Genomic DNA, 23172 nt, shown 5'->3' with positions numbered 1-23172 from the left:
GGGCTCACTCCCGGGTCAGCCGGCCCGCCGAGTGCACGCCCGGCTGGTACTTGGGGAGCCGCACGGTGATCTTCATGCCCGCGCCCGTGGCGGTCTCGATGACGAGGCCGTGGTCGTCGCCGTAGACCTGGCGGAGCCGGTCGTCGACGTTGGAGAGCCCTATGCCGCCCGAGGGGCTGACCTCGCGGGCGAGGATGCGGCGCAGCAGGTCGGGGTCCATGCCGGCGCCGTCGTCCTCGATGACGACGAGGGCCTCGGCGCCCGCGTCCTGGGCGGTGATCTGGATGTGGCACTTGCCCGAGGAGACGGCCTTGCCCTCCAGGCCGTGCTTGACGGCGTTCTCGACGAGCGGCTGGAGGCACAGGAAGGGCAGGGCGACGGGCAGTACCTCCGGGGCGATCTGGAGGGTGACGGAGAGGCGTTCGCCGAAGCGTGCCCGGACGAGTGCCAGGTAGTGGTCGATGGCGTGCAGCTCGTCGGCGAGGGTGGTGAAGTCGCCGTGCCGGCGGAACGAGTAGCGGGTGAAGTCGGCGAACTCCAGGAGCAGCTCGCGGGCGCGCTCGGGGTCGGTGCGGACGAAGCTGGCGATCACCGCGAGCGAGTTGAAGATGAAGTGCGGGGAGATCTGGGCGCGCAGGGCCTTGATCTCGGCCTCGATGAGGCGGGTGCGGGACTGGTCGAGGTCCGCCAGTTCCAGTTGCACGGACACCCAGCGGGCGACCTCGCCGGCGGCCCGGACCAGGACGGCGGACTCGCGGGGCGCGCAGGCGACCAGGGCGCCGTGGACGCGGTCGTCGACGGTGAGCGGGGCGACGACCGCCCAGCGCACCGAGCAGTCCAGGCGGTCGCAGGTCAGGGCGAAGGCCTCGCCCCGGCCGGTGTCCAGGGGGCCCGCGAGGCGTTCCATGATCTGGGTGCGGTGGTGGGCGCCGTCGCCGTCCCAGACCAGGACCTGTTCGCGGTCGGTGAGGCAGAGGGCGTCGGTGCCGAGCAGGGAGCGCAGTTTGCGGGCGGACTTGCGGGCGGTCTCCTCGGTCAGGCCCGCCCTGAGCGGGGGCGCGGCGAGGGAGGCGGTGTGCAGGGTCTCGAAGGTGGCGTGCTCGACGGGGGTGCCGAGGCCGGCGAGGCTCTTGGCCCGGGCGGTGCGCCGGCCCAGCCAGACGCCGAGGGCCAGGACCGGGAGGACGGCGACGCACAGGCCGGCCAGGAAGTCGCTCATGCCGTCACCTCCGTGCGCAGTTCCTCGGGCAGGTGGAAGCGGGCCAGGACGGCGGCCGTGCCCGGCGGGACCCGGCCGGGGGTGGCCAGGGAGACCAGGATCATGGTGAGGAAGCCCAGCGGCACCGACCACAGGGCGGGCCAGGCGAGCAGGGCGTGCAGGGCGGCGCCCTCGCCCGGGTAGCCCGCCATGGTCGCGGCGACGGCGAGCAGGGCCGAGCCGCCGCCGACCAGCATCCCCGCCGCCGCGCCGGGCGGGGTCAGCCGCCGCCACCAGATGCCGAGGACGAGCAGCGGGCAGAACGAGGACGCGGAGACGGCGAAGGCGAGCCCGACGGCGTCGGCGACGGGGAGCCCGCCGACCAGGACGCTCGCCGCGAGGGGCATGGCCATCGCGAGGACCGTCCCGAGCCGGAAGTGTCTGACGCCCCGGGACGGCAGCACGTCCTGGGTGAGGACGCCCGCGACGGCCATGGTCAGGCCGGAGGCCGTGGACAGGAACGCGGCGAAGGCGCCGCCCGCGACCAGGGCTCCGAGGAGGTCGCCGCCCACTCCCCCGATCATCCGGTCGGGCAGCAGGAGGACGGCGGCGTCCGGGTCCCCGGTGAGGGTCAGTTCGGGGGCGTAGAGGCGGCCCAGGGCGCCGTAGACGGGGGGCAGGAGGTAGAAGGCGCCGATCAGGCCGAGGACCGCGACGGTGGTGCGGCGGGCGGCGACGCCGTGCGGGCTGGTGTAGAAGCGGACCACGACGTGCGGCAGGCCCATGGTGCCGAGGAACGTGGCGAGGATCAGCCCGTACGTGGCGTACAGCGGGCGTTCCGCGCGGCTCTCGGCCTGCGACGGGGACAGGTCGCCGCCGGCGCTTCGCTCGGCCGCGGGGACGGTCGCGCCCTCGGCGAAGGTGAGCCGGGTGCCGCGTTCGATGTGGTGGGTGCCGGCCGGCAGGTCGAGGCGCGTGTCGGTGTGGGCGCGGCCGTCGACGGTGCCGGTGACCGTGACGGTCAGCGGCCGCTCCAGCTTCAGGTCGACGCTGTCGTCGACGCGGACCACGCGCTGCTCGCGGAAGGTGGCCGGTTCGTCGAAGGCGTTCCGGGGGGCGCCGTCGCTCTGCCAGGCGAGGACCAGGAACAGGGCCGGGACCAGCAGCGCGGTGAGCTTCAGCCAGTACTGGAAGGCCTGGACGAAGGTGATGCTGCGCATGCCGCCGGCGGCGACGGTGGCGGTGACGACGACGGCGACGATCACGCCGCCGAGCCAGTCGGGCGCCCCGGTCAGCACCGTCAGGGTGAGCCCGGCGCCCTGGAGCTGGGGCAGCAGGTAGAGCCAGCCGACGCCGACGACGAAGGCTCCGGCGAGCCGCCGTACGGCCTGGGAGGCGAGGCGGGCCTCGGCGAAGTCGGGGAGCGTGTAGGCGCCGGAGCGGCGCAGCGGGGCGGCGACGAAGAGCAGCAGGACGAGGTAGCCGGCGGTGTAGCCGACCGGGTACCAGAGCATGTCGGGGCCCTGGACCAGGACGAGGCCCGCTATGCCGAGGAAGGACGCGGCGGAGAGGTACTCGCCGCTGATGGCGGCGGCGTTGAGGCGGGGGCCGACGGTGCGGGAGGCGACGTAGAAGTCGGAGGTGGTGCGGGAGATGCGCAGGCCGAAGGCGCCGACGAGGACCGTGGCGACGACGACCAGGGCGACGGCGGGGACGGCGTAGCTGGAGTTCATGGGGGCGGGGTCAGCGGTCTTCGACGAGGCGGACGAAGTCGCGCTCGTTGCGTTCGGCGCGGCGGACGTACCAGCGGGCGAGCAGGACCAGGGGGAGGTAGAGGCCGAAGCCGAGGACGGCCCACTCCAGGCGGCGGGCGTCGGGCAGGGCGGCGAACAGCAGCGGGAGCGGGCCGACGAGCAGGCCGAGGATGGCGAAGACGGTGAGGGCGGCGCGCAGCTGGGTGCGCATCAGGGAGCGGACGTAGGTGTGGCCGAGGGTGGTCTGTTCGTCGATCTCGGTGCGCGGGCGGTAGTAGCCCGAGGAGGTCCGTCGGGTCTGGCGGGGCGGGCCGGTGACGACGACGCGGCGCTCGGTGTGGTCCTGGGGCACCGTCACGGCCTCCTCATGAGCAGGTCGCGCAGTTCGCGCGTGTGGCGCCGGCTGACCTGGAGTTCCTCGGAGCCGACGAGGACGCTGACGGTGCCGGCGTCGAGGCGGAGTTCGCCGATGTGGCGCAGGGCGACGAGGTGGCGGCGGTGGATGCGGACGAAGCCGCGGGAGCGCCAGCGCTCCTCCAGGGTGGACAGCGGGATGCGCACCAGGTGGCTGCCCTTGTCGGTGTGCAGGCGGGCGTAGTCGCCCTGGGCCTCGACGTGGGTGATGTCGTCGACGGCGACGAACCGGGTCACGCCGCCCAGCTCGACGGGTATGTGGTCCGGGTCGGGTTCGCTGACGGGTATGCGCGGGGCCGCGCCGCGCAGCTCGGCGGCCCGGCGGACGGCCTCGGCGAGGCGTTCCTTGCGGACGGGCTTGAGGACGTAGTCGACGGCCTTGAGGTCGAAGGCCTGCACGGCGAAGTCCTCGTGGGCGGTGACGAACACGACGAGCGGCGGCCGGGCGAAGCCGGTGAGCAGCCGGGCCAGGTCGAGCCCGTCGAGGCCGGGCATCTGGATGTCGAGGAAGACGACGTCGATCGCCTCGGGCCCGCCGGGGCCGGATTCCAGGGCACGGTTGATGCGGCGCAGGGCCTCGGTCGCGTCGCCTGCGCCCTCCGCGCTGCCGATGCGGGGGTCGGCCTGCAGCAGGTAGAGCAGTTCCTCGAGCGAGGGGCGTTCGTCGTCGACAGCCAGGGCGCGCAGCATGAACCCGGAGTGTAGGGCGATCCCCGCTGTTCGGACACGTGGATACAGTGCCCGCATGAACAGCAGGTCGTCCGCGGCGTTCGACGAACTCGACCGGAAGATCATCACCGCGTTGATGGCGAACGCCAGGACGTCGTTCGCGGAGATCGGCACGGCGATCGGGCTGTCGGCCACGGCGGTCAAGCGGCGGGTCGACCGGCTGCGCGAGGCGGGCGTGATCACGGGGTTCACGGCCACGGTGAAGCCGTCGGCGCTGGGCTGGCGCACGGAGGCCTACGTCGAGGTGTACTGCGAGGGCGCGGCGCCGCCGCGGCGGCTGGCGGAGGTCGTGCGCGACTACCCGGAGATCACCGCGGCGATGACCGTGACCGGCGGCGCGGACGCGCTGCTGCACGTGCGGGCCCGGGACGTGGAGCACTTCGAGGAGGTGCTGGAGCGGATCCGCCAGGAGCCGTTCATCCGGAAGACGATCAGCGTGATGGTGCTGTCGCATCTGCTCCCGGAGAGCCCGGAGGCGGGGGCCAGCCAGGCCGCGCCGGAGGAGCCCCCCGGCGGCGCAGCAGACGTGCGCTGACCGGCCGTAAGACGCAGCGTTCCTGCGCGCACGCGCAACCTTTGTTTCTTGTCGTCCCCCTCCGGCAGTTCCTACCGTTGTGTCAACCCCCAGTCACACACCGTGAGGAAGCGGAGGGACCCCTCTGTGCCCGACTCCCGTGTGCCGCGCCGGCGGCGCTACCTCGTCTGCGAACCCAGACACTTCGCCGTGCAGTACGCGATCAACCCGTGGATGCACCCCGACGAACCCGTCGACGTGCTCCGCGCCCTGGACCAGTGGCAGGCGCTGGTCGACGCCTACCGGGCCCACGGCCATACCGTGGACACTGTGAAACCCGTGCCCGGCCTGCCCGACATGGTCTTCGCCGCGAACGCGGCGGTCGTCGTCGACGGCCGCGTCTTCGGCTCCCTCTTCCACGCGCCCGAGCGCCGTCCCGAGTCCGTGCCGTACGAGGCGTGGTTCAAGACGGAGGGCTACGAGGTGTACCACCCCGAGTCGGTCTGCGAGGGCGAGGGCGATCTGGTGCCGGCCGGGCGCTGGATCCTGGCCGGGACGGGCTTCCGTACGACCCGGGAGGCCCACAGTGAGGTGCAGGAGTACTTCGGGAGGCCGGTGATCAGCCTGACGCTGGTGGATCCGTACTTCTACCACCTGGACACGGCGCTGTTCGTCCTCGACGAGGGGCACGACGGGAACATCGCCTACTACCCCGAGGCGTTCTCGCCGGGCAGCCGCGAGGTGCTGGCCCGGCTGTACCCGGACGCGGTGCTCGCCACCCGCGAGGACGCGCTGGCGTTCGGGCTCAACTCCGTCTCCGACGGGCGCCACGTGTTCGTCTCGCCGGGGGCGACGGGCCTGGCCGGGCAGCTGGCCGACCGCGGCTACGTCCCCGTCCCCGTCGACCTGTCCGAGTTCCGCAAGGCCGGTGGCGGCATCAAGTGCTGCACCCAGGAGATCCGGGAGATCCGCTCATGACCGCACCCGTCCGCACCCAGGGCTCGCAGCAGACCCCCGCCGCGCAGCGGAGCCGCGGCTCCGCGGAGCTGATCCGCGCGGAGGAGCCGGTCCTCGCGCACAACTACCACCCGCTGCCCGTGGTCGTCGCCCGCGCCGAGGGCACCTGGGTGGAGGACGTGGAGGGCCGTCGCTACCTCGACATGCTGGCCGGGTACTCGGCGCTCAACTTCGGCCACCGGCACCCGGCGCTGGTCGAGGCGGCCCACCACCAGCTCGACCGGCTGACCCTGACCTCCCGGGCCTTCCACAACGACCGGCTGGCGGAGTTCGCCGAGCGGCTGGCCGCGCTGACCGGGCAGGACATGGTGCTGCCCATGAACACCGGCGCGGAGGCGGTCGAGAGCGGCGTGAAGGTGGCCCGCAAGTGGGCCTACGACGTCAAGGGCGTCCCGGCGGACCGGGCCACGATCGTGGTGGCGGCGGACAACTTCCACGGCCGGACGACGACGATCGTCAGCTTCTCCACGGACGAGACCGCCCGGACCGGCTTCGGGCCGTTCACCCCGGGCTTCCGGATCGTGCCGTACAACGACCTGGCCGCCATCGAGGAGGCGGTCGACGAGACGACGGCGGCGGTGCTGATCGAGCCGATTCAGGGCGAGGCCGGGGTGATCGTCCCGGACGACGGCTACCTGGCCGGCGTGCGCGAGCTGACCCGCCGCAAGGGCTGTCTGTTCGTGGCGGACGAGATCCAGTCCGGGCTCGGCCGGACGGGCAGCACCCTGGCGGTCGAGCACGAGTCGGTGGTCCCGGACGTGGTGCTGCTGGGCAAGGCGCTGGGCGGCGGCATCGTGCCGGTGTCGGCGGTGGTGGGGCGCCGGGAGGTGCTCGGGGTGCTGCACCCGGGCGAGCACGGCTCGACCTTCGGCGGCAACCCGCTGGCGGCGGCGGTCGGCACGGCGGTGGTCGAACTGCTGGAGACGGGCGAGTTCCAGCGCCGGGCGGCCGAACTGGGCGTGGTCCTGCGCGAGGGCCTGGCGCGGCTGGTCGGCAAGGGCGTGGTCGGCTTCCGCTCGCGCGGCCTGTGGGCGGGCGTCGACGTCGACCCCGCGCTCGGCACGGGGCGCGAGATCAGCGAGCGCCTCATGCGGGAGGGGATCCTGGCGAAGGACACCCACGGCTCGACGATCCGCCTGGCACCGCCGCTCACCATCACCGGCGAGGAACTCGAAGGGGCGCTCGGGGCCCTGGAGAAGGTACTCGTGCAACGGGACTGACCTCCACGGGCCGAGCGAGCGCGCGCTCGGCCCGCACCGGCCCACCGACCGACCTCCTCGGAGCCGCCGCCCGCTCCGCGCAACCGGCCCGGCCACCCCTCCCGCAGCCGCCCGACCGGCCCCGTCCAAGCCGCCCGCTCCTGCGGGAAGGGTGAAGATTGGTGCAAGAGGTGGTAGACCACTCTCAGCGACAGAGAGGTCGGCCGTGGGCGCACACGAGGAGTACGGCGTTGGCCGGCAACGGTTCGACGTGGCCGACGCCGCGCCCCTGTTGCTCGATCCGCAGGGCGTGGTGACGGGCTGGACCGGCGCCGCCCGGCGGCTGCTGGCGTACCCGGCGTCCGAGGCGGTCGGCAGGAAGCTGGCCGACCTGCTGACCGCCGAGGACGCGCAGCGCGTGCCGGACCTGGTCGAGCGGTGCCGCAGGGACGGCGGCTGGACGGGGCTGCTGACGGTCCGCCGCCGGGACGGGCAGCCGGTGCGGGTCATGGCCCGGATCACCTCGGCCGACGAGGCCCACGGCGGCTCGCGCTGGCTGGTGCTGCTGTCGGAGCTGGCCGACGCGCCCGGCTGGGACATGAGCCGCACGGTGCTGGAGCGGATGGTGTCCGACGCCCCGGTCGGGATCGCGATCGTGGACACGGACCTGCGTTTCGTGTGGTCGAACACCGCCCTGGAGCAGTTCGGCGGCGGACCGGCACCGCGCCGGCTGGGCCTGCGCTTCGCGGACGTGCAGCCAGGCATGGACGCCCAGGCGGTCGAGGCGCAGATGCGGCACGTGCTGGAGACCGGGGAGGCCGTGGTCGGGTACGAGCACGTGGGCCAGATCCGGTCGGCGCCGCTGCGCGAGACCGCGCACATGCTGTCCTTCACCCGGCTCGAGGACGACCGGGGCCGCCCGATAGGCGTGTACTACACGGTCGTCGACATGACCGAGCGGCACCGCGCCCGGCAGCGGCTGGCGCTGCTCGACCGGGCGGGGCAGAGCATCGGCCGCAGCCTGGACCTGGTGCGCACGGCGCAGGAACTGGCGGACGTGGCCGTGCCGGGACTGGCCGACTTCGTCACCGTGGACCTGCTGGAGACGGTGCTGCGCGGGGCCGAGCCGGCTCCGGGGCCGTTCGCGGACACGGAAGCGCCGGCACTGCGCCGGGCCGGACACCGTTCGACGGAGGACGGCCTGCCGGAGACGGCCGTCGGGATCGGCGACGCCGTGGCCTATCTGGCCGGGTCGCCCCCGGCCCGCTCCCTGGCCACGGGACGGTCCTGGCGTGCGGAGCGGCTCGATCCGCCGGCCCGGGAGTGGGCCGAGGACGTCCCGGGTGACCGGCGGGCCGCCTTCCTGGAGCCGGGGCCGCAGAGCGCGATGACCGTGCCGATCCGCTCCCGTGGGACCACCCTGGGCGTCACCTCCTTCTTCCGGCGCGACCGCCGGGAGCCCTTCGACGAGGAGGACCTGCGCCTGGCCGAGGACCTCGTCGCCCGGGCGGCCGTCTGCGTGGACAACGCCCGCCGCTACACGCGCGAGCGCGACGCCGCGCTCGTCCTGCAGCGCAGTCTGCTCCCCCACCGGCTGCCCGAGCAGGACGCCGTCGAGGTGGCCGCGTGCTACCGGCCGGCGGACGAGCTGACCGGCCTGGGCGGCGACTGGTACGACCTCATCCCGCTGTCCGGGGCGCGCGTGGCGCTCGTCGTGGGCGAGGTCCCCGGGCACGGCATCGACGCCGCCGCGGCCATGGGGCAGCTGCGGACCGCCGTGCGGACGCTGGCCGCGCTGGACCTGACGCCCGAGGAGGTGCTGGCCCACCTCGACGACCTGGTGGCGCGCTCGGCGCGGGAGCAGGGCGTCGAGCCGGGCGCGGCGGGCACCGGCAGCGGGCAGTCCGTGGGCTCCGGGTGCCTGTACGTCGTCTACGACCCCGTCGACGGCCGGTGTGCGATGGCCGCCGCGGGCCACCCCGCGCCGGCCGTGGTCCTGCCCGACGGTTCGGTCTCGTTCGTCGATCTCCCGCAGGGGCCGCCGCTCGGTGTGGGCGGCCCGCCCTTCGAGGCGGTCGAGCTGTCCCTGGCGGAGGGCAGCACGCTGGCGCTGCACACCGACGGGCTGCTGGCCCGTGGCGAGACCTGGGCGGTCGACGCGGGCCGGGAGCGGCTGCGCAGGGCGCTGGAGCGGGCGGGGCCGCTCGACGCGCACTGCAGGGCCGTGGTCGACGCGCTGGTCCCGGCGCGCCCGTACGACGACGTGGCGCTGCTGATGGCCCGGACGAAACGTCTCGGCGCCGACCAGGTCGCGGCCTGGGACCTGCCCTGCGACCCGGCCGTCGTCGCCGAGGCCCGCCGCGCGGCCACCCGGCAGCTTTCGCGCTGGGGCCTGGAGGAGCTGGTCTTCACCACGGAACTGGTGGTGAGCGAGCTGGTCACCAACGCCATGCGGTACTCGGACGGGCCGATCCGGCTCCGGCTGATCCGCGAGCGGGCCCTGGTCTGCGAGGTCTTCGACGGCGGCGCGACCGCGCCCCATCTGCGCCACCCCCGCACCACGGACGAGGGCGGGCGCGGACTGCTGCTGGTCTCCCAGCTCACCCAGCGGTGGGGCACGCGGTTCATCCCCGAGGGGAAGATCATCTGGGCCGAGCAGTCCCTGACGGATCTCCCGGCGTGATATCGGGTCCCGCTTCGTACATACCGTGGGAAACTGGTGTGATCCCGGCAGCGGTGAGGCGGCAGCCATGGCGGATACGGCGATCGACTACGCGGCGGTGTTCCAGGCCCTGCCCGGCATGGTGGCGCTCCTGACACCCGCGCTCGTGTACGCGGACGTCAACGAGGAGTTCGTCCGCGTCTCCGGCCGCCCCCGCGAGCAGCTGGTCGGCCGCTATCTGTTCGACGTCTTCCCGGACAACCCCAACGACCCGGCCGCGACGGGCGTGCGCAACCTGGAGGCCTCGCTCTACCGCGTCCTGGCCACCGGCGAGCGCGACACCATGGCGCTCCAGCGCTACGACGTCCAGGACCCCGAGCGCCCCGGGGAGTGGGAAGAGCGCTACTGGAGCCCGGTGAACGCGCCGCTGCTGGGCCCCGACGGGAAGGTGATGCTGATCGTGCACCGCGTCGAGGAGGTCACGGAGCTGATCCGGGCCCGGGGCCGCTCGGGCGGGAACCGGGCGGGCCGGAACAGCCGCGCGCGGGTGCTGGAGGCCGAGCTGTACACCCGCGCCCGGGAGCTCCAGGAGCTGAACGAGCGGCTGCGCCTCGCGCACTCCCGGGAGCGGGAGGTGGCGCTGGCCCTGCAGGAGGCGATGCTGCCGGCCGGCCGCCAGGTCCGCCACCACCACCGGGCCGCCGTCCGCTATCGGCCGGCGGTGGGCGCGCTCAACGTGTGCGGGGACTGGTACGACCTCGTCGACCTGGTGGGCGGCAACCGGATCGGCGTGTCCGTGGGCGACGTGGTCGGGCACGGGCTGGCGGCCGCCGGGGTCATGGGCCAGCTGCGCAGCGCGCTCAGCGCGGCCTCCCGGGTCGCGGAGGGCCCGGCGCAGGCCCTGGACGTGCTGGGGCGGTACGCGAACGTGGTCGACGGGGCCGAGTCGGCGACCGCGGTGACGACGTTCATCGACTTCGACCGGAACACCGTCAGCTACAGCAGCGCCGGCCATCTCCCGCCGGTGCTGGTCCACCCCGACGGCCGCACCGAGTTCCTCGACCGGGCCACCGACACACCGCTCGACGCCCGCCCCGACCCGATTCCCAGGCCCCAGGCGGACACCACGTTCACGCCGGGCGCCACGCTGGTGCTCTACACCGACGGCCTGGTCGAACGGCGCCGCGAGGACATCGACGTGGGCCTGGCCCGGCTCGCCGACGCCCTGCGCGACCACCGCGACCAGGACCCGGAGACCCTCGCCGACACCGTCCTGCTGGAGCTGCTGCCGCCCGGCGGCGCCACCGACGACACGGCGCTCATCATCGTGCGGCTGTAGATCCAGGGCCCGTCGTCCGGCCCTACCTGCGGGTCCTGCCGTGGTCGAGCAGCCGGACGCGGTCCACGTTCTGCCGGTCCTCGGCGTCCGCGCTGGGCTCGGCCCCGAACCACGCGTCGAGGATCTCCTTCAGCAGCGGTTCGGACGTCAGCCGCAGGCTGAGCGCCAGCACGTTGGCGTCGTTCCAGCGGCGGGCCCCGTCAGCGGTGTAGGCGTCCGTGCACAGCGCCGCCCGTACGCCGGGCACCTTGTTGGCGGCGATCGACGCGCCCGTGCCCGTCCAGCAGCACACCACGGCCTGGTCGGCCGTCCCGTCGGCGACCTCGCGGGCCGCGGCCTCGGAGCAGACCGCCCACTGCGGGTCGTCCCCGGGGCGCAGCGCGCCGTGCGGGCGCACCTCGTGTCCCCGGTCGCGCAGCGCGGCCACGAGGGAGCGGGCGACGGGCTCGTCCATGTCCGAGGAAACAGAGATCCGCATAGGTCGCAGGGTACTCGGCGGGGTCCCGGCCCGCCGGTCACCCGTACGGAGCAGCACACCGGCCCCTCTGACGTCTCCCAGGCGCAGGAGCACCACCGCACACACCCGCCTGACTGACCGTCAGTCAATCGGCAAAGGATCTGTGCGGTACCGGCGCACGAGGTGCCCGGCGGCTGCCCCTGCACCTACACTGACACCCCACGACATGCCGGTTGACCTGCTGGAACGCGGCGGTTGAGTCCACCGCGAGAGTCGAGGAGCGCCCGCTTTGTTCTATTACCTGCTGAAATACGTGCTGCTGGGCCCGCTGCTCAGACTGGTCTTCCGGCCTCGAATAGAGGGCCTGGAGCACGTGCCGTCGGAGGGCGCCGCCATCATCGCCGGCAATCACCTGTCGTTCTCGGACCACTTCCTGATGCCCGCGGTTCTCAAGCGGCGCATCACCTTCCTCGCGAAGGCCGAGTACTTCACGGGACCGGGCATCAAGGGCCGCCTGACGGCCTCGTTCTTCCGCAGCGCGGGGCAGATCCCGGTCGACCGCTCCGGCAAGGACGCGGGCCAGGCCGCGATCCGCGAGGGCCTCGGCGTGCTGAGCAAGGGCGAGTTGCTCGGCATCTACCCCGAGGGCACGCGCTCGCACGACGGCCGGCTCTACAAGGGCAAGGTCGGTGTCGCGGTGATGGCCCTGAAGGCCGGCGTCCCGGTGGTGCCCTGCGCCATGATCGGCACCTTCGAGGCGCAGCCGCCCGGCAAGGTCATCCCCAACATCCACCCCGTGGTGATCCGCTTCGGCGAGCCCCTCGACTTCTCCCGGTACGAGGGCATGGAGAACGAGAAGGCCATCCTGCGCGCCATCACCGACGAGATCATGTACGCGATCCTCTCGCTGTCCGAGCAGGAGTACGTCGACCAGTACGCGGCCGTCGTGAAGGCCGAGGAGGCCGCCGCCGCGAAGGAGCGGAAGTTCCCCCGCATGCCCCTCGGTTGAGGTCTGCTGTCGGCAGAACCCCGGGCCCCGGCTCTCCCCCGCGCTCTACGGTCACGGCATGAGACGTGCTGTGGTGATCGGGGCAACCGGGCAGATCGGGCGGCCGGCGGTGGCGGCGCTGGCGCGGGACGGCTGGGAGGTGACGGCAGCCTCACGCGGCGGCGGCCGGGACGAGGACTGGCCCGAGGGAGTGCGGGCGGAGCGGCTGGACCGCGAGGACGACGCGGCGCTGGCCGAGCTGATCGGCGACGGCTGCGCTCTCGTGGTCGACGTCGTCGCCTACGGGGCCCGGCACGCCCGGCAGTTGACGCGCCTGGCCGACCGGATCGGCTCGGCCGTGGTCGTGTCCACGGTGTCGGTCTACGAGGACGGCAAGGGCCGGGGCTTCGACACGATGGACGAGCCGGACGGCTTCCCGGAGTATCCCGTGCCGATCGGGGAGGACCAGCCGACGGTCCCGCCGGGGGACGCCACGTACAGCACCGGCAAGGCCGCTCTGGAGCAGGAACTCCTCGCGGCGGGCGACCGGTTGCCCACCACGCTGCTGCGCGCCGGCGCGGTCCACGGTCCCCGCAGCCCGCTCCCCCGCGAGCTGTACTTCGTGAAAAGGAACCTCGACGGCCGGCGCAGGCGCGTGCTCGCCCACCGGGGCGAGAGCCTGTTCCACCCGGCGGCCGCCCGCAACATCGCCGAGCTGATCCGGCTGGCGGCGGCCCGGCCGGGCTCGCGCGCGCTCAACGCCTGCGATCCGCACCCGCCGACGGTGTCGGAGATCGGGGCGGCGATCGACGCGGTCATGGGCGTGGAGACGGACACCGTCCTGCTGGACGGGCCCGAGCCGGCGCCGTCCGTGGGCCGTTCGCCCTGGTCGACACCCCTGCCCGTGGTGTGCGACATGTCCGCGGCGGAGCGGGAGTTGGGCTACCGGCCGGTCGTGTCCTACGCCGACAGCCTGCCGGAGACGGTCGACTGGCTCACCCGCCGGCTCTCCGAACAGGACTGGCGGGAGGCGTTCCCCGCCCTCGCGCGGATCTACCCGGACCTCTTCGACTACGCGGCGGAGGACGCCTGGTTCGCGGCCCGGCAGGCATGAGGAAGGGGCGGCCGGTGCTCCGGCCGCCCCTTCCCGCCGTACGGTCGGCCGCTACGGCTTCGGCGTGGCGTGCGGCGCGCACGTCACGTCCGCGCCGTCGAGCTTGCCGGTGAGCAGGTAGCTGTCCACCCGGGTGTTGACGCACGGGTTGACGAGGCCGGTGACGCCGTGGGAGCCCGCGTCCTTCTCGGTGATCAGGCGGGAGCCCTTGAACCGCTTGTGCAGTTCGACGGCACCCTCGTACGGGGTGGCCGCGTCCCGCTCGGACTGCACGATCAGCACCGGCGGCAGGCCCTTGCCGGTCTTCACGTCCAGCGGCGTCTGCTGCTTGACCGGCCAGGTGGCGCACGGGAGGTTCATCCACGCGTTGGCCCAGGTCAGGAACGGGTAGTCCCGGTGGAGCCGCGTGTTGTCGCGGTCCCACCGCTGCCAGCTGGTGGGCCACTTGGCGTCGGCGCACTCGACGGCCGTGTACACGGCGTTGCCGTTCTCCGAGGCGGCGTTGCCCGCGGTGTCCGACAGGTCGGGGGCGGCGGCGTCGACCAGCGCCTGGGTGTCCCCGGCGACGTACTTGCTGAAGACCGAGGCGACCGGGGCCCACTGGGAGTCGTAGTACGGGGCGCCCTGGAAGAAGGAGATCAGCTCGGCCGGGCCGACGACCCCGCCGATCGGGTTCTTCTTCGCGGTGGCGCGCAGCTTCAGCCACTGCTGCTGGACCTCGGCGCGGGTGTCGCCGAGGTGGTAGGTCGCGTCGTTCTTGGCGACCCAGTCCTGCCAGTCCTTCCAGCGGCCCTCGAAGGCGACGTCCTGGTCCAGGTTGGCCTGGTACCAGATCTTCTCCCGGGACGGGTTGACGACGCTGTCGACGACCATGCGGCGCACGTGGCCGGGGAAGAGGGTGCCGTAGACGGCGCCGAGGTAGGTGCCGTAGGAGACGCCGAGGTAGTTGAGCTTCTTCTCGCCGAGGGCGGCGCGGATGACGTCGAGGTCGCGCGCGGTGTTCGGCGTGGTCATGTGCGGCAGCATCCAGCCGCTGCGCTCGTAGCAGCCGTCGGCGTACTCGCGGGCCAGCTTGCGCTGGGCGAGCTTGTCGGCCTCGGAGTCGGGCACCGGGTCCATCTTGGGCGCCTTGACGAACTCCTGCGGGTCGACGCAGGAGATGGGCGTGGACTTGCCGACGCCGCGCGGGTCGAAGCCCACGAAGTCGTACGCCTTGGCCGTGTTGGCCCAGATGGGGTTCTTGCCGGTGACCCGGGTCGGGAAGCGCAGTCCGGAGCCGCCGGGGCCGCCGGGGTTGTAGATGAGCGCGCCCTGCCGCTCGTCCTTGGTGCCTGTGTTGCCGATGCGGTCGACGGCGAGCTTGATCTGCTTGCCGTACGGCTTGGCGTAGTCGAGCGGCACGGTGACGTACCCGCACTGGATCGGCTTGGCCAGGTTCCAGTCGGCGGGGCAGTCCTGCCAGTCGATGCCGGCCTTCGCGGCCCGGTCGGCGGCGATGGCGGCGCCCCGGGCCTCACGGTCCTGGCCGGGGCCGCTGCCCGCGCTCGCGTTCGCCGTGGGCGCCGCGACGGCGCCGGCTATCAGCGTGGCCGTGACGAGCGCGCCGGCCGAACCGAGCGCCGCCACCCGCCTCTTCGGTCTCGTACCCCTCAAGTGGGACCTCCCCGCACGAAGTTGCGATCAGTACGGGGGATCCTCTCGGCTGGGAGGCGCCTGAGAACAGGGGGTGGTGACCTTCTTTGCCAATCCGATAAACGGAGAACCGCGTCTGCTCTACGGACGGTCAGGCGAGGGAGGCCAGGGCCTCGTCGAGCAGCCGCCGCAGCCGCAGGGCGTCCGGCGCCACGGCGGTCACCAGCGCGGCGGGCCCGGCGAGCGGCACGAGACAGGCCCCCTCGCCCAGGGACCGGGCCGGCACCGGTTCGGCGGCGAACTCGGGCCGTACGACGACGAGCTGTCCCACCGCCCGGTGTCCCGCGAGCACGGCGGGGCCGTCCCAGCCGCCCGGCGCGCCGGGACCGCACGCCAGTTCCTGGTCGAGCACCACCCGGCCGGCGACCCGCACGGTCAGCCGGCTCGTCAGCCGCCCGGGCGTCTCACCGGACCGTCCGAGCACCTGCTCCTCGCGCAGGACCAGCCGGCCCGTGGCGGCGACTTCGGCACGGGTCGTGACGTACAGGTCGCTGGCCTGCGCGGAGATCAACTGCTCGGGCAGCCAGTGCAGTTCGGCTCCATCGGCGACGTCGAGCCGGACGTCGTAGCGCGCCTCGCCCTTCGCCTGCCCGGGCAGCGCGATGGTGGCGGCGGCCGATCCGACGGACAGCCGCGCGCCCTCCTCCGCCCGGGCCTCCACGGTGAAGTGGTCACCGCCCAGCGGTCCGCTCATCGCGCCGACCAGCATGGCCCGCGCCTCGCTGCCGCCGGCCCGGGTGCGCCGCAGCGCCAGGGGCCCGTCGCTCTCCAGCACGGGCAGGGAGGTCCCGCCCCGTCCGTCGTCCCGGGCCAGGATCCTCGCGACGGACCGCACCCCGGCGGAGCCGCTCACGCTCATGCCGCCCAGGCGGCGAGCTGCGCGCGCACCCACGCGGCGACGTCGGCCACCCCGGCCTCGCTGCGCAGCGACTGGAAGACGACCGGCAGTTCGGCCCGCTGCGCCTTGGCGTCGGCGGCCATGCGGGCGAGGTCGGATCCGACGTACGGGGCGAGGTCGGTCTTGTTGACGACGAGCAGGTCGGCGGTGGTCACGCCCGGTCCGCCCTTGCGGGGGATGTCATCGCCCCCGGCCACGTCGATCACGAAGATCTGCGCGTCGACGAGCCCCTTGGAGAAGGTCGCGGTCAGGTTGTCCCCGCCGGACTCCACGAGCACCAGGTCCAGCGGGCCGACGGCGTCCTCCAGGTCCTCGACGGCTTCCAGGTTGGCGGAGATGTCGTCCCGGATCGCGGTGTGCGGGCAGGCTCCCGTCTCCACGGCGGTGATCCGCTCGGGCGGCAGCACGGCTTCCCGGAGCAGGAACTCGGCGTCCTCCCGGGTGTAGATGTCGTTGGTGACGACGGCGAGGGACAGCTCGTCCCGCAGCGCCCGGCAGAGCGCGGCGACGGTCGCGGTCTTCCCGGACCCCACGGGCCCGCCGAGGCCGATGCGCAGGGCGCGGCGGCTGCCGTCGGGGCGGTGCGCGTCGGCACCGACGGCGGCCGGTCCGTCATGGCTGTGGCTGTGGTCGAGGTGCATGTACGGCTCCTACGTTCTTGTCCGACTGATTCGACGCGGTGGGTGACGGGCCGCCGGCTAGGAGGCGAAGAGCCGCACCGGCCACCCCGCGTGCGCCTCCGCCCCGATCTCCAGCAGGGGCGCCGACCCCGCCGGCAGGGCGTCGACTCCTTCGACGACGACCCGGCGCGCCGCCTCCACCGCCCGGTCCGCGACCCGGTCCACCTCCGGCGCCAGCCGGGCCAGCACGCCCGTCGCGTCGAAGGGGTCCAGGCTCAGCAACCGCACGGTCGCCGTGGCCGGTCCGCTGACGCTCTCGTACGCCGCGCAGTACGCCGCGTCGACCGGTCCCAGGCCCGCCGCCCGGGCCGCCAGCCCGAGCACCACCGGCTGGTGGGCGCCCTTGGGGAACTCCCGGCCCAGGGCGTCCAGCTCGGCGGACGGCCAGGTCGTCCGGGCGGCCCGCATCAGCTGCCGCCCCAGCTTGCGCGCGGCGAGCCGCAGCGCGGGCGACGGCGTACGGGCGTCCGCGGCGCGGTCCAGCGCGACGGGGTCGATCCCGAGCGCCGCGGCCGCCGACAGGGCCGCGGCCACCAGCCCCGAGGTGTGCAGCCGCCCCCGGCAGAAGTCCGCGAGGCTCGCCGCCCCGCTGATCCGCCCGGCCTTGACCGCCGCCTCGGCCCCGCCGGAGTGCGCGTGACCGCCGGCGGGGAAGCGGCCGTCGGCCAGGACGAGAAGCGCCGCGCGCGACATCGCAACCCCGCCTTCAGAAGAGGAAGTACCGCTGCGCCATGGGCAGCTCGGCCGCCGGTGACGCCTCGACCAGTTCCCCGTCGATGTGCACGGCGAAGCTGTCGGGGTCGACCCGTACCTCGGGCCGCGCGTCGTTCTCGCGCATGTCGGCCTTGGTGACCCCGCGTGTCGACTCGATCGCCGTGAACCGCTTGCCGAGGCCCAGCCGCTCCGGCAGCCCGTCCTCGATGGCGAGCGGGGCGACGAAGTTGAAGGAGTTCGCGGCCGGGGCCCGGCCGATCGCCCCGTACATCGGCCGGGGCAGGACCGGCTGCGGGGTCGGGATGGAGGCGTTGGCGTCGCCCATCTGCGCGTACGCGATCTGCCCGCCCTTGATGACGAGCTGCGGCTTGACGCCGAAGAACGCCGGCTCCCACAGGACCAGGTCGGCCAGCTTGCCGCTCTCCACCGACCCGATCTCGCGGGCCAGGCCCTGGGCGAGGGCGGGGTTGATCGTGTACTTGGCGACGTAGCGGCGGACCCGGTGGTTGTCGGCCCGTCCGTCCCCGGGCAGCGCGCCCCGCCGCCGTTTCATCACGTGCGCGGTCTGCCAGGTCCGCATGACGACCTCGCCCACGCGCCCCATGGCCTGGGAGTCGGAGGAGATGATCGAGATCGCGCCGAGGTCGTGGAGGATGTCCTCGGCCCCGATGGTGGACGGCCGGATCCGCGACTCGGCGAAGGCCAGGTCCTCCGGCACGGCCGGGTTGAGGTGGTGGCACACCATCAGCATGTCGAGGTGTTCCTCGGCGGTGTTGACGGTGAACGGCCGGGTCGGGTTGGTGGAGCTGGGCAGCACGTACGACTCGGAGACCACGGTCATGATGTCCGGCGCGTGTCCGCCGCCCGCGCCCTCGGTGTGGTACGCGTGGATGCCCCGCCCGGCGATCGCGGCGAGCGTGTCGCCGACGAACCCGGCCTCGTTGAGGGTGTCCGTGTGGATGGCGACCTGGATGCCCGTCTGCTCGGCGACGGTCAGCGAGGCGTCGATGACGGCCGGGGTGGAGCCCCAGTCCTCGTGCAGCTTCAGGCCGAGCGCGCCGCCGCGGATCTGCGACAGCATCGCCTCGTGGGAGACGGTGTTGCCCTTGCCGAGGAAGCCGATGTTGAGCGGGTAGGCCTCCATGGCCTCCAGCATCCGGGCCAGGTGCCAGGGGCCGGGGGTCACCGTGGTGGCCTTGGAGCCCTCGGCCGGGCCGGTGCCGCCGCCGACCAGGGTCGTGATGCCCGAGGACAGTGCCTCGTCGGCGATCTGGGGGCAGATGAAGTGGACATGCGCGTCGATCGCGCCGGCTGTGAGGATCCGCCCGTTGCCGGCGATGATCTCGGTCTCCGGGCCGATGACCAGGTCCGGGTGGACGCCGTCCATGGTGTCGGGGTTGCCGGCCTTGCCGATGCCGGTGATCCGGCCGTCGCGGATGCCGACGTCGGCCTTGACGATGCCCCAGTGGTCGATGATCACCGCGCCGGTGATGACGGTGTCCGGGGTGCCCTCGGCACGCGTGGCACGCGCCTGGCCCATGGACTCGCGGATGACCTTGCCGCCGCCGAACACGGCCTCGTCGCCGGAGCGCCCGGGGCCGCCGGAACGATCCTCCTCGATCTCGACGAGCAGATCGGTGTCGGCGAGCCGGATCCGGTCGCCGGTGGTCGGGCCGAACAGGTCGGCGTACGCGGCACGCGAGATCTCAGGCATCGAGGGCACCTCCGGTCTCCCCGCGCAGGCCGGGCACGATCCGGGCGCCGCTGAGCGGAACGAGTTCGACGTCGACGGGGATCCCGGGCTCGAAGCGCACGGCCGTGCCGGCGGCGACGTTCAGCCGCTTGCCGCGCGCGGCGGCACGGTCGAACTCCAGACCGGGGTTGGCCTCGGCGAAGTGGTAGTGGGAGCCGACCTGGACGGGCCGGTCGGCGGCGTTGAGGACGGTGAGCCGGGTGACGTCGCGGCCCTCGTTGTAGGCAATCGGGCCGTCGGCGAAGAGGATCTCTCCGGGAATCATGCTCGGACCCCCTCTCAGACGATCGGCTCGTGGACGGTGACGAGCTTGGTGCCATCGGGGAAGGTGGCCTCGACCTGGACGTCGTGGATCATCTCGGGGACGCCCTCCATGACGTCGTCCCGGGTGAGCAGCTTGCGCCCGGAGGCCATCAGTTCGGCGACGGTCCGGCCGTCCCGGGCGCCTTCGAGGATGTGCGACGTGATGAGGGCGACCGCCTCGGGGTGGTTGAGCCTGAGCCCGCGGGCCCGGCGCTTCTCGGCCACGTCCGCCGCCACATGGATCAGCAGTCGCTCTTGCTCGTGCGGGGTCAGTTGCACGTCCCACCTCACAGTCCTCGCTCCGGACCGTGCGGGGTCCGGGTGCCGCGGCCACGGGGCAAAGTGCCAGGTGGCGTGGAGCGGCAGGCTAGTTGGACCGCGTTTCGGGCACGTTAACCGAGCGGTGATCCATCGGCCGGGCCGCGGTCGTCGCGCATGCTCGTCAGGGCCCGCAGACCGTCCCGGAGGACCTCGACCGGGGTGGGGCCGAAGAGGGACTGCTGGGCGATGAACCCGAGCACGGCGGCGATCATCGTGCGGGCCACATGGTCCGGCTCGATGTCCGGCCGCATCATCCCGGCCCGCTGGTAGTCCTCCACGATCTTCGCCCAGGCCGCGCGGACGGAGCCGTAGCCCTCCCGCAGGACGGCCGCCAGTTCCTCGTTGCGCAGCGTCTCCGGCCACACCTGGATGACGAGGCTCGGGAACGCGGGCCTGCCGTCGATACGCAGGGACTCGCGGGAGGCGAGCACCGTGCCCAGGACGGTCGCGACGAGTTCGTCCGGCGGCGGGGGCGGGCTCTGCCGCAGCGCCTCCTCGAAGGCGGCGCGGACCGAGCCGAGCACCTCGCCGACGATCGCGCCGATCAGTTCCTCCTTGCCGCTGAAGTAGCGGTAGACGGCACCGGCGGAGAGGCCGACCTCCTTCAGCACGTCCTGCATGGACGTGGCGTGGAAGCCGTTGCGGGCGAAGCAGAGCGCGGCGCCGTCGAGGATCTGACGGCGGCGGGCGTCGAGGTGTTCCTGGGACACGCGGGCCATGGTCACAACGTAAAACGAATATTCCTTCTTGACAAGGAGCGGCGGTCGGAGCACGGTGAAGGAAGAGCAAAACGAACGATCCTTCTTTTTAATGCTCCGGTTCCGTTCGCCCACAGGAGACCCTCATGCCTTCCACCAGCACCCGCCGCGTGATCGCGGTCGTCGTGCTCGTCCCCGTGCTCGCGGCCCTGGCCCTGTGGGCCTTCGCCTGGCCGGCCACCCGTACCGCGCCTCGCGACCTGCCGCTGGGCGTCGCCGGACCGCCCGCGGCGGCGGCCCAGGTGGAGAAGGGACTCGAGCAGCACGAGGGCGCGTTCGAGATCCACCGCTACGCCGACGAGGCCGCCGCCCGGGACGCCGTCGAGGACCGGAGCGTGTACGGGGCGGTGGTGGTCACACCCCAGGGCCCCGAGCTGCTCACCGCGTCCGCCGCGGGGCCGGTCGTCGCACAGTTCCTCCAGCAGGCCGTCGCCAAGCATGCCTCCGCCGAGGGCACACAGGTCAGGACGGTCGACGTCGTACCCGCCCCGGCGAGCGATCCGCGCGGCGCGGCGGTGACCGCCTCCGTGCTGCCGCTCGCCCTGGCCGGCATCGCGGCCGGCGCCGTGGTCACACTGCTGGGGCTGCGCGGCGTCCGGGCCGCGACCGCACTGCTCGGCGCGTCCGCCTTGGTGGGCGTGGTCGCCGCCGGGATCGCGGACAGCTGGCTCGGGGTGCTCACGGGCGACTGGTGGGCCGAGGCGGCGGTGCTCGGCCTGTCCGCGCTGGCCGTCAGCGGCGCCGTCGCCGGACTCGCCGCCCTGGTCGGCACCGCCGGCACGGGGATCGCGGCGGTCACGGTGATGCTGCTCGGCAACCCCTTCTCCGGGGCGTCGTCGGCACCGCAGATGCTGCCGGAGCCGGTCGGCACGATCGGCCAGTGGCTGCCGCCCGGCGCGGGGACGACCCTGCTGCGCTCGGTGGCCTACTTCGACGGCGCGGCGGCGACCGGCCCCGCCCTGACCCTGACCTGGTGGGCGGTGCTGGGCCTGTGCGCCGTACTGCTCGGCGGTTCGCTCAAGACGCGGAAGGAGAGCGGCACCCCCACGGGCGACACACGCAGCCTCGCGACCGTCGGCTGAGCCGCCGGTCCGCACGGAACGGCCGCGCACCCCCGCCGTAGCGGACAGGGGTGCGCGGCCTTTTCGTCTTGATCAGGCCGGGCCGGCCCTCCGGTGCTCCGCCGCGATGCCGAACCGCTGCTGTTCGCGAGGAGCGGACGCGACCTCGCGGACCGTGGAGACGGCGCTGATCACCTGCTCCTCGGCGGGCTCCGCCGACTCCGCCAGTTCCTCGAGTCGCCGCAGGTCATCGGCCGAGACGAGGGCGACGAGAGGCTTGCCGTGCCGGGTGACGACGACGCGCTCGCCGGCGTACACCACGCGGTTGATCAAGTCGGCGAGTTCAGCCCTGGCTTGCGTCACCGGAATCTCGTAGGCCATGCACCCATCATAACGGCACGTACGTCCTGTACATTTTTTACAGAGACAGCCGTCGCCGGAGACGGCTCTGCCCGCAAGGAGGGGTTCGTCATGACCCGACCGTCCGCCCGTCACGTGCTGCCCGAGTTCACCGAACGCACGTCGTCCGGGCACCGGACGATGGATCCGTACTCCAAGCTGCTGGAGGGGCGGATCGTCTTCCTCGGGACACCGGTGGACGAGACCTCGGCGAACGACGTGATGGCCCAGTTCATGTACCTCGAACACCAGGCCCCGGACCGCGACATCGCGCTCTACATCAACTCCCCCGGCGGCTCCTTCCACGCAATGACGGCCATCTACGACACGATGCGCTACGTCACCTGTGACGTGGAGACGATCTGCCTCGGCCAGGCCGGCGCGGCCGCCTCGGTGCTGCTGTCCGCGGGCACGCCCGGCAAGCGATCCGTGCTCCCCGGCGCGCGTCTGGTGATCCATCAGCCGTCGCTGCCCGAACCGGTCCACGGCCAGGCCAGCGATCTGGCGATCCAGGCCGACGAGTTGACGCGCATCCGGACGCGCATGGAGGAGCTGCTCGCGCGGCACACGGGCCGCACCCCGGAGCAGGTCGGCGCGGACATCGAGCGGGACAAGATCCTCACCGCCCAGGAGGCGGTGGAGTACGGCCTGGTGGACCGGGTCCTCCCCAACCGCGAGGCCATCCTGGCCACGCCGACCGGGCGGTGAGGCTCCGGTGCTGCCGCCCGAACTGCCGCCGCTGCCCGCGCTGACGCGCGCCGAGGCGGAGTTGATCGACCGTTACCTCGACGTCGTCGACCTGCTCGGCCGGATCAATCCGGCGCTGCACGGCGACACCTACCGCGGGCTGCGTGCCGCCCAGGCCCTGGTCGGCAAGGCGACCGCGCTGCGTGACGCGTTGACCCTGATGCACCAGCGGGGCGAGACGGAACTGCACGCCGGCACGCTGGCCCGGGCCCTGCGCGTGCTGGACGGTGAGCGGCGCACGGCCAGGCTCACGCTGCCGCCCGAGTCCGTCAGCTGACGCGGCTCGGACGGCCGTTGACGCGGATCCGACGGCCCGGGCGCCCGTTCTGCCGACGGAGCGTCCCGGGCCTGAGTCGAAACGGACCGAACGACGTACCCCTGTTCGGAGTAGACAGGGATCCTTTTTCTGGACCCCCTCAGTTGCGCAACGCGCGTAGCCGTGGGGCGGAATGGGACATTCC

24 protein-coding genes are annotated in these 23172 nt (G+C 73.2%); 10 read left to right on the top strand and 14 right to left on the bottom strand.

The features are described 5' to 3' along the window. Positions 1–4: 4 nt before the first annotated feature. The 4 genes from ABZ386_RS06135 to ABZ386_RS06120 are packed head-to-tail and all read right to left on the bottom strand — an operon-like array spanning position 5 to position 4056. On the bottom strand, positions 5–1219 hold the full coding sequence (locus ABZ386_RS06135; RefSeq protein WP_355728338.1) for a histidine kinase: 1215 nt from the start codon (positions 1217–1219) through the stop codon (positions 5–7). Then, positions 1216–2931 carry a cation acetate symporter gene (locus ABZ386_RS06130; RefSeq protein ID WP_351344577.1) on the bottom strand — a complete coding sequence of 572 codons (1716 nt, stop codon included), beginning with the start codon at positions 2929–2931 and terminating at the stop codon, positions 1216–1218. Before ABZ386_RS06130 ends, ABZ386_RS06135 begins: the two co-directional genes overlap by 4 nt. A 10-nt stretch (positions 2932–2941) precedes the next feature. Continuing rightward, entirely contained in the window at positions 2942–3304 is a 363-nt protein-coding gene (locus ABZ386_RS06125; RefSeq protein WP_114257298.1) for a hypothetical protein, read from the bottom strand. A gap of 2 nt (positions 3305–3306) precedes the next feature. After that, the gene (locus ABZ386_RS06120; protein WP_114250682.1) at positions 3307–4056 is read right to left on the bottom strand and encodes a LytTR family DNA-binding domain-containing protein; all 750 of its coding nucleotides are present in this window, start codon (positions 4054–4056) and stop codon (positions 3307–3309) included. 55 nt (positions 4057–4111) lie between these two features. Here ABZ386_RS06120 and ABZ386_RS06115 point away from each other — a divergent pair, with 55 nt between their 5' ends. From ABZ386_RS06115 to ABZ386_RS06095, 5 genes are all read left to right on the top strand, one after another. Continuing rightward, entirely contained in the window at positions 4112–4630 is a 519-nt protein-coding gene (locus tag ABZ386_RS06115) for an Lrp/AsnC family transcriptional regulator (RefSeq protein ID WP_358963840.1), read from the top strand. A gap of 126 nt (positions 4631–4756) precedes the next feature. After that, positions 4757–5587, top strand: coding sequence for a dimethylargininase (gene ddaH / locus ABZ386_RS06110; RefSeq protein ID WP_355725048.1), 831 nt, complete (start codon positions 4757–4759; stop codon positions 5585–5587). Then, positions 5584–6846 (top strand): ornithine--oxo-acid transaminase, encoded by a 1263-nt coding sequence (rocD, locus tag ABZ386_RS06105; protein WP_358963837.1) that lies wholly within the window; start codon positions 5584–5586, stop codon positions 6844–6846. Before ddaH ends, rocD begins: the two co-directional genes overlap by 4 nt. A 205-nt stretch (positions 6847–7051) precedes the next feature. After that, positions 7052–9508, top strand: a complete 2457-nt coding sequence (locus ABZ386_RS06100) for a SpoIIE family protein phosphatase (protein ID WP_351344590.1) — start codon at positions 7052–7054, stop codon at positions 9506–9508. 67 nt (positions 9509–9575) lie between these two features. Then, the gene (locus ABZ386_RS06095) at positions 9576–10826 is read left to right on the top strand and encodes a SpoIIE family protein phosphatase (protein WP_355728010.1); all 1251 of its coding nucleotides are present in this window, start codon (positions 9576–9578) and stop codon (positions 10824–10826) included. A gap of 22 nt (positions 10827–10848) precedes the next feature. Here ABZ386_RS06095 and ABZ386_RS06090 read toward each other — a convergent pair whose 3' ends face one another. Continuing rightward, positions 10849–11304: an RpiB/LacA/LacB family sugar-phosphate isomerase gene (locus ABZ386_RS06090; RefSeq protein ID WP_351344596.1), complete on the bottom strand. Its 456-nt coding sequence runs from the start codon at positions 11302–11304 to the stop codon at positions 10849–10851. A 268-nt stretch (positions 11305–11572) separates the two neighbouring features. Between ABZ386_RS06090 and ABZ386_RS06085 the strand changes: the two genes are divergently transcribed. After that, on the top strand, positions 11573–12292 hold the full coding sequence (locus ABZ386_RS06085) for a lysophospholipid acyltransferase family protein (protein ID WP_355727310.1): 720 nt from the start codon (positions 11573–11575) through the stop codon (positions 12290–12292). Positions 12293–12350: 58 nt separating this feature from the next. Then, positions 12351–13385: an NAD-dependent epimerase/dehydratase family protein gene (locus ABZ386_RS06080; RefSeq protein ID WP_355727312.1), complete on the top strand. Its 1035-nt coding sequence runs from the start codon at positions 12351–12353 to the stop codon at positions 13383–13385. A gap of 51 nt (positions 13386–13436) precedes the next feature. Here ABZ386_RS06080 and ABZ386_RS06075 read toward each other — a convergent pair whose 3' ends face one another. The 8 genes from ABZ386_RS06075 to ABZ386_RS06040 form a co-directional block, all read right to left on the bottom strand. Then, positions 13437–15038 (bottom strand): alpha/beta hydrolase, encoded by a 1602-nt coding sequence (locus ABZ386_RS06075; protein ID WP_351344605.1) that lies wholly within the window; start codon positions 15036–15038, stop codon positions 13437–13439. A 130-nt stretch (positions 15039–15168) separates the two neighbouring features. Then, positions 15169–15936 carry an urease accessory protein UreD gene (locus ABZ386_RS06070; RefSeq protein WP_358963834.1) on the bottom strand — a complete coding sequence of 256 codons (768 nt, stop codon included), beginning with the start codon at positions 15934–15936 and terminating at the stop codon, positions 15169–15171. Beyond that, positions 15933–16616 carry an urease accessory protein UreG gene (gene ureG / locus ABZ386_RS06065; protein ID WP_351344610.1) on the bottom strand — a complete coding sequence of 228 codons (684 nt, stop codon included), beginning with the start codon at positions 16614–16616 and terminating at the stop codon, positions 15933–15935. Before ureG ends, ABZ386_RS06070 begins: the two co-directional genes overlap by 4 nt. Positions 16617–16673: 57 nt before the next feature. Further along, positions 16674–17348, bottom strand: coding sequence for an urease accessory UreF family protein (locus tag ABZ386_RS06060; RefSeq protein WP_358963831.1), 675 nt, complete (start codon positions 17346–17348; stop codon positions 16674–16676). Between the two features lie 13 nt (positions 17349–17361). Continuing rightward, positions 17362–19083: an urease subunit alpha gene (locus ABZ386_RS06055; protein ID WP_355722680.1), complete on the bottom strand. Its 1722-nt coding sequence runs from the start codon at positions 19081–19083 to the stop codon at positions 17362–17364. Beyond that, positions 19076–19387, bottom strand: a complete 312-nt coding sequence (locus tag ABZ386_RS06050) for an urease subunit beta (protein ID WP_351344619.1) — start codon at positions 19385–19387, stop codon at positions 19076–19078. The genes ABZ386_RS06055 and ABZ386_RS06050 overlap by 8 nt, the downstream gene beginning before the upstream one ends. 14 nt (positions 19388–19401) lie before the next feature. Beyond that, positions 19402–19704: an urease subunit gamma gene (locus ABZ386_RS06045; protein ID WP_031114989.1), complete on the bottom strand. Its 303-nt coding sequence runs from the start codon at positions 19702–19704 to the stop codon at positions 19402–19404. A 113-nt stretch (positions 19705–19817) separates the two neighbouring features. Then, entirely contained in the window at positions 19818–20465 is a 648-nt protein-coding gene (locus ABZ386_RS06040; RefSeq protein ID WP_351344624.1) for a TetR/AcrR family transcriptional regulator, read from the bottom strand. A gap of 125 nt (positions 20466–20590) precedes the next feature. Here ABZ386_RS06040 and ABZ386_RS06035 point away from each other — a divergent pair, with 125 nt between their 5' ends. Further along, on the top strand, positions 20591–21586 hold the full coding sequence (locus tag ABZ386_RS06035) for an ABC transporter permease (protein WP_356671694.1): 996 nt from the start codon (positions 20591–20593) through the stop codon (positions 21584–21586). A gap of 72 nt (positions 21587–21658) precedes the next feature. On the opposite strand, the gene ABZ386_RS06030 is transcribed toward ABZ386_RS06035, so the two are convergent. Beyond that, on the bottom strand, positions 21659–21946 hold the full coding sequence (locus ABZ386_RS06030; protein ID WP_114250698.1) for a type II toxin-antitoxin system Phd/YefM family antitoxin: 288 nt from the start codon (positions 21944–21946) through the stop codon (positions 21659–21661). Between the two features lie 90 nt (positions 21947–22036). Between ABZ386_RS06030 and ABZ386_RS06025 the strand changes: the two genes are divergently transcribed. Next, the gene (locus ABZ386_RS06025) at positions 22037–22672 is read left to right on the top strand and encodes an ATP-dependent Clp protease proteolytic subunit (RefSeq protein WP_351344631.1); all 636 of its coding nucleotides are present in this window, start codon (positions 22037–22039) and stop codon (positions 22670–22672) included. 7 nt (positions 22673–22679) lie between these two features. After that, positions 22680–22988 carry a hypothetical protein gene (locus tag ABZ386_RS06020; RefSeq protein WP_031114994.1) on the top strand — a complete coding sequence of 103 codons (309 nt, stop codon included), beginning with the start codon at positions 22680–22682 and terminating at the stop codon, positions 22986–22988. The last annotated feature ends 184 nt before the right edge of the window (positions 22989–23172 follow it).

The organism is Streptomyces sp. NPDC006140, from assembly GCF_040628815.1.
Lineage (GTDB): Bacteria > Actinomycetota > Actinomycetes > Streptomycetales > Streptomycetaceae > Streptomyces.
Note: the sequence above shows the minus strand (reverse complement) of the source record. Positions and strands in the feature narration are given on the sequence as shown.

What these genes read in the sequence shown, in the direction of transcription:
- ABZ386_RS06135 (WP_355728338.1), bottom strand. Translation starts at nt 1,219, where the DNA reads ATGAGCGACTTCCTGGCCGGCCTGTGCGTCGCCGTCCTCCCGGTCCTG.
- ABZ386_RS06130 (WP_351344577.1), bottom strand. Translation starts at nt 2,931, where the DNA reads ATGAACTCCAGCTACGCCGTCCCCGCCGTCGCCCTGGTCGTCGTCGCC.
- ABZ386_RS06120 (WP_114250682.1), bottom strand. Translation starts at nt 4,056, where the DNA reads ATGCTGCGCGCCCTGGCTGTCGACGACGAACGCCCCTCGCTCGAGGAA.
- ABZ386_RS06115 (WP_358963840.1), top strand. Translation starts at nt 4,112, where the DNA reads ATGAACAGCAGGTCGTCCGCGGCGTTCGACGAACTCGACCGGAAGATC.
- rocD (WP_358963837.1), top strand. Translation starts at nt 5,584, where the DNA reads ATGACCGCACCCGTCCGCACCCAGGGCTCGCAGCAGACCCCCGCCGCG.
- ABZ386_RS06095 (WP_355728010.1), top strand. Translation starts at nt 9,576, where the DNA reads ATGGCGGATACGGCGATCGACTACGCGGCGGTGTTCCAGGCCCTGCCC.
- ABZ386_RS06090 (WP_351344596.1), bottom strand. Translation starts at nt 11,304, where the DNA reads ATGCGGATCTCTGTTTCCTCGGACATGGACGAGCCCGTCGCCCGCTCC.
- ABZ386_RS06080 (WP_355727312.1), top strand. Translation starts at nt 12,351, where the DNA reads ATGAGACGTGCTGTGGTGATCGGGGCAACCGGGCAGATCGGGCGGCCG.
- ABZ386_RS06070 (WP_358963834.1), bottom strand. Translation starts at nt 15,936, where the DNA reads ATGAGCGTGAGCGGCTCCGCCGGGGTGCGGTCCGTCGCGAGGATCCTG.
- ureG (WP_351344610.1), bottom strand. Translation starts at nt 16,616, where the DNA reads ATGCACCTCGACCACAGCCACAGCCATGACGGACCGGCCGCCGTCGGT.
- ABZ386_RS06060 (WP_358963831.1), bottom strand. Translation starts at nt 17,348, where the DNA reads ATGTCGCGCGCGGCGCTTCTCGTCCTGGCCGACGGCCGCTTCCCCGCC.
- ABZ386_RS06055 (WP_355722680.1), bottom strand. Translation starts at nt 19,083, where the DNA reads ATGCCTGAGATCTCGCGTGCCGCGTACGCCGACCTGTTCGGCCCGACC.
- ABZ386_RS06050 (WP_351344619.1), bottom strand. Translation starts at nt 19,387, where the DNA reads ATGATTCCCGGAGAGATCCTCTTCGCCGACGGCCCGATTGCCTACAAC.
- ABZ386_RS06040 (WP_351344624.1), bottom strand. Translation starts at nt 20,465, where the DNA reads ATGGCCCGCGTGTCCCAGGAACACCTCGACGCCCGCCGCCGTCAGATC.
- ABZ386_RS06035 (WP_356671694.1), top strand. Translation starts at nt 20,591, where the DNA reads ATGCCTTCCACCAGCACCCGCCGCGTGATCGCGGTCGTCGTGCTCGTC.
- ABZ386_RS06030 (WP_114250698.1), bottom strand. Translation starts at nt 21,946, where the DNA reads ATGGCCTACGAGATTCCGGTGACGCAAGCCAGGGCTGAACTCGCCGAC.
- ABZ386_RS06025 (WP_351344631.1), top strand. Translation starts at nt 22,037, where the DNA reads ATGACCCGACCGTCCGCCCGTCACGTGCTGCCCGAGTTCACCGAACGC.